The sequence below is a fragment of the Streptomyces jumonjinensis genome, assembly GCF_009600885.1.
Lineage (GTDB): Bacteria > Actinomycetota > Actinomycetes > Streptomycetales > Streptomycetaceae > Streptomyces > Streptomyces jumonjinensis.
The window spans coordinates 1-4445 of sequence record NZ_VCLA01000143.1; the positions used below are offsets into that span (position 1 = coordinate 1).

At 69.9% G+C, this 4445-nt stretch carries 3 protein-coding genes; 2 read left to right on the forward strand and 1 reads right to left on the reverse strand.

Going from position 1 to position 4445, the window contains the following annotated elements; all coding sequences use genetic code 11:
* Positions 1-1396 (forward strand): N-acetylmuramoyl-L-alanine amidase (locus tag FF041_RS17405; protein ID WP_153523660.1); only part of this gene is annotated, 1396 nt, incomplete at its 5' end.
* Between the two features lie 137 nt (positions 1397-1533).
* Positions 1534-3720, forward strand: a complete 2187-nt coding sequence (locus FF041_RS17410) for a terpene synthase family protein (protein WP_153523661.1) — start codon at positions 1534-1536, stop codon at positions 3718-3720.
* Positions 3721-3854: 134 nt separating this feature from the next.
* Here the strand turns inward: FF041_RS17410 and FF041_RS17415 are convergent, their stop codons facing one another.
* Positions 3855-4355: a hypothetical protein gene (locus FF041_RS17415; protein WP_153523662.1), complete on the reverse strand. Its 501-nt coding sequence runs from the start codon at positions 4353-4355 to the stop codon at positions 3855-3857.
* Positions 4356-4445: the final 90 nt, after the last annotated feature.

Here is a 4445-nt window from a genome sequence, read left to right on the forward strand (position 1 = left end):
CGAGGTGTTCGCGGTGATCCGCTCGGGGGCCGCGCGGACCACCGACAGCGGCGGGCGGGTCGCCCTGGAGGCCGACCGGTCCGCCGTGCGCGATCCCACGCAGATCGCCCGGCTCCGGCTGCGGACGGCGGACGCGCGCGGGACCGACTGCCCGGAGAGCGTGTCCTGTGAGTGGATTCCGGCCCCGTACGCGGAGTTGAGCGACGGCGCGTACGGCAATCATGACAAGGCGGACCGGCCGCGGTCGCAGTCGGTGCGGTACATCGTCGTCCACGACACCGAGGGCTACTGGGACACGGCGCTCGATCTGGTGCGGGATCCGGCCTATGTGTCCTGGCAGTACACCCTGCGCTCACGGGACGGGCGTATCGCCCAGCATGTGCCGCTGAAGGATGTGGCCTGGCACTCCGGGAACTGGTTTGTGAACGCCAAGTCGATCGGTCTGGAGCACGAGGGCTTTCTGGCCGCTCCGGACGCCTGGTACACGGAGGCGATGTACCGCTCATCGGCTCGGCTGGTGCGCTATCTGGCGAAACGGTACGGCATCCCGCTGGACCGCAGACATGTCCTCGGGCACGACAATGTGCCGGGCACCACGGCCACGACGATCCGGGGGATGCACACCGACCCCGGCCCTTACTGGGACTGGGCGCACTACTTCACCCTGCTCGGCAAGCCGTTCGAACGGGCCGGGGGCGAAGGGGGCGGGAGCCGGCAGGCAGGGAGCGGACAGGCAGGGGGCGAAGGGGCCGGGGGCGAACGGGGCGCGGTGGTGACCATCCGTCCCGACTACAGCCGCCATCGGCCGCTCTACACGGGCTGTACGAAGCCGGGCGAGGGCTGCGTCCCGCACGGCTCCGGCGCGGTCCGGCTGCACACGGCTCCCGACGCGAGCGCCCCGCTGGTGAAGGACGCCGGGCTGCGCCCCGGCGGCGAGGATTCCACGACCGGGGTCAACGACACGGGCGCGCGGGCCTCGACGGGCCAGCAGTACGCGGTCGCGGAGCGGCGGGGCGCGTGGACGGCCGTCTGGTATCTGGGGCAGAAGGCGTGGTTCCACAATCCGCGTGAGCTGCCCACGGCGGTGCCCGGCCGGGGTCCGCTGCTCACTCCGAAGCCGGGTCTGGACGGCATCCCGGTCTATGGGCGGGCCTATCCGGAGGCGGCGGCCTATCCCGCGGGCGTACCGGTCCAGCCGGTGTCACCGCTGCCGTACCGGCTGCTCGCCGGTCAGCGCTATGTGGCGGGCGATCGACTGCCAGGCGAATATTTTTACGCACGCACGTTCGACACATCACACCATCAGGTGGTTCGCGGCGAGGAGTTGTACTACGAAATCCAGTTCGGACACCGTCTCGCCTTTGTGAAGGCGGCCGATGTGCGCGTCCTGGGATAACCGGAGCGCGGCATCGGCCGGGCAGTCTAACGGCTCGCTTTTCATCCTGTCGGACTATGAGGCTTTATGCGTGAGCCGTTCGGGGGACGGGTAAAGCTGGGCCGTTGACCCGTCCCCTGCTGAAAGGCGCGGCCCGCATGGCGCAGCCCTTTGTCCTGCCCGATTTCTATGTGCCGTATCCGGCACGCCTCAACCCCCATGTCGAGACCGCGCGGACGCACACCCGCGCGTGGGCACGCGGCATGGGCATGCTGGAGGGGTCCGGCGTCTGGGAGACGCGCGACCTCGAAGCGCACGACTACGCCCTGCTCTGCGGCTACACCCACCCCGACTGCGACGCCGACGCGCTGTCCCTGGTCACCGACTGGTACGTCTGGGTCTTCTTCTTCGACGACCACTTCCTGGAGATGTTCAAGCGGACCCTGGACCGGCCGGGCGGCAAGGCGTATCTGGAGCGGCTGCCCGCCTTCATGCCGATGGACCCGGAGGCCGGCACGCCGGAGCCGATCAATCCGGTGGAGGCGGGGCTCGCCGACCTCTGGCAGCGGACCGTGCCGGCCATGTCACCGGCCTGGCGTGCCCGGTTCGCGGAGTCGACCCGCAATCTCCTCAATGAGTCCCTCTGGGAGCTCGCCAACATCCATGAGGGCCGGATCGCCAACCCCGTCGAGTACATCGAGATGCGCCGCAAGGTGGGCGGCGCGCCCTGGTCGGCGCAGCTGGTCGAGTACGCGGCGGGGGCCGAGGTGCCCGAGTCGGTGGCCGGCTCCCGTCCGCTGCGCGTGCTCACCGAGACCTTCGCCGACTCGGTGCATCTGCGCAACGACCTCTTCTCGTATCAGCGGGAGGTCGAGGAGGAGGGCGAGCTGAGCAATGGCGTCCTGGTCCTGGAGACCTTTCTCGGCTGTACGACCCAGGAGGCGGCCGAGGCCGTCAACGATCTGCTGACCTCACGGCTCCAGCAGTTCGAGAACACGGCGCTGACCGAGGTCCCCGGGCTCTGTCTGACGCAGGGGCTCACCCCCGCCGAGTGCGCGGCGGTCGGGCTGTACGCCAAGGGGCTCCAGGACTGGCAGTCGGGCGGCCATGAGTGGCATATGCGCTCCAGCCGCTATATGAACAAGGGTCTGGACACCGGAAGGTCGATGTCCGGCGGAGTGCTCGGGACCTCCGCGCTCGACATAAAGACGATCTTCGGCCGTCCGGCCGCCGCCCGGCTCCGTACCCTCACCCATGCGCCGCATCAGCGGGTCGGCCCCTCGCTGCTGCCGGAGTTCGACCTTCCGTTCCCGCTGACGCTGAGCCCGCACCACCAGGACGCCCTGGAGAAGTCGGTCGCCTGGGCGGAGCGGATGGGGCTGCTGGGCGACATCTGGGACGGCCCGATGCTGCGGGGCTTCGACTTCGCGCTCTGCTCCGCCGGTCTGGACCCGGACGCCACTGCTGAGGAGCTGGAGCTGAGCGCGGAGTGGCTGACCTGGGGGACCTACGGAGACGACTACTACCCCATGGTGTTCGGCCGCTCCCGCAATCTGGCCGGGGCGCAGCTGGCCCATGAGCGGCTGCTGGCGTGTATGCCGGTCGACGACCCCGCGTCGGCCCCGGCCATGGCGCTGAGCCCCATCGAGCGGTCGCTGGCCGATCTCTGGACGCGCACCACCGCGCCGATGAGCCAGGACGCCCGGCGGCAGCTGTACACCTCGATAGAGGACATGCTGGAGAGCTGGCTGTGGGAGCTGCACAACCAGGCGCAGCACCGGGTGCCGGATCCGGTCGACTATCTGGAGATGCGCAGGACGACCTTCGGCTCGGATATGACGATGCTGCTCTGCAAGCTGCGGCACGAGGGCGAGCTCCCCCGGGAGGTGCTGCGCAGCGGGACGCTCCAGAGCCTGGAGCACTCGGCGCAGGACTACGCGTGTCTGCTCAACGATCTCTTCTCGTATCAGAAGGAGATCGAGGTCGAGGGCGAGGTGCACAACTCGGTACTGGTGGTGCAGACGTTCTTCGGCTGCGACTATCCCGCCGCCGTGGCGATCGTGGACGATCTGATGCGCGGCAGGCTGAAGCAGTTCCTCCATGTGCGGGACCATGAACTGCCGGTGCTGTGCGAGGACTTCGGGCTGAGCGAGAGCGAGCGGGCCGCGCTCGGCGGCTATGTGCGCGAGATGGAGGACTGGCTGGCGGGCATCCTCAACTGGCACCGGAAGGTGCGTCGTTACGCGCCGGAGGATGTGCGCTCCGGGGCGGGCACCGCGCTGCTGGGACAGCCGGCCGGGCTCGGCACGGCGGCGGTGCGGGTGGCGACGATGCTGGCCCGCTGAGGCGGACGGCGGCGGACATGGGTGCGCGCCGCGGGTTCGGTGACCTCGCGGCGCGCGATCCGATGTGCCTCTGCGGACCCGGTGTGTCGCGCGGACCGGGTGTCCGGTGCGCCCGCCGGGTCCGGGCGGGGTGGTCAGCCCTGCTGGAAGAGCTCGGCGGGCAGCGGCTTCAGCAGCGCGTACAGATCGTCCGTGATCGGCCGGTCCCAGCTGGCGATGGTGACCAGGACCTGGTCGCTGCGGTCGAACTGGACGCAGGAGATCCGGCTCTCGGAGAGCTTCAGCCGGCGCACGATCAGCAGATTGTCGCCCTGCATGACCGGTACGTCCTCGGTGCCGACGACCTCGACGGGCTCATCGTTCTCCAGGGCCAGCAGCAGCTGGGCCACCTCGAACGGGATCTGCCCCTCTTCCAGCTCCCGGGCCGGGGAGCCCTCCGGCAGATTTCCGATGATCATGGCGGGGCCGCGTCCGCCGAAGAGGTCGTAGCGGAGAAAGACGCCCTGGCAGGTTCCATCGGGTGCGGGAAGGAGCCCCGCGCCGAGATTGCCGGGCCAGTCCCCCGGGTCCATGGCCAGGACGTCGAAGTCCGGGCCCGCGGGTGTGGCGGCGCTGCGGCGGCGGAGGAAGGACATACCGCCATGGTACGTGTCCGGGAACCGACGGTGGACCGGGGGCCCGGGGTGCGCCTGGACGGCGGAGCCCGTCGCGGGCGGCGCCGACGA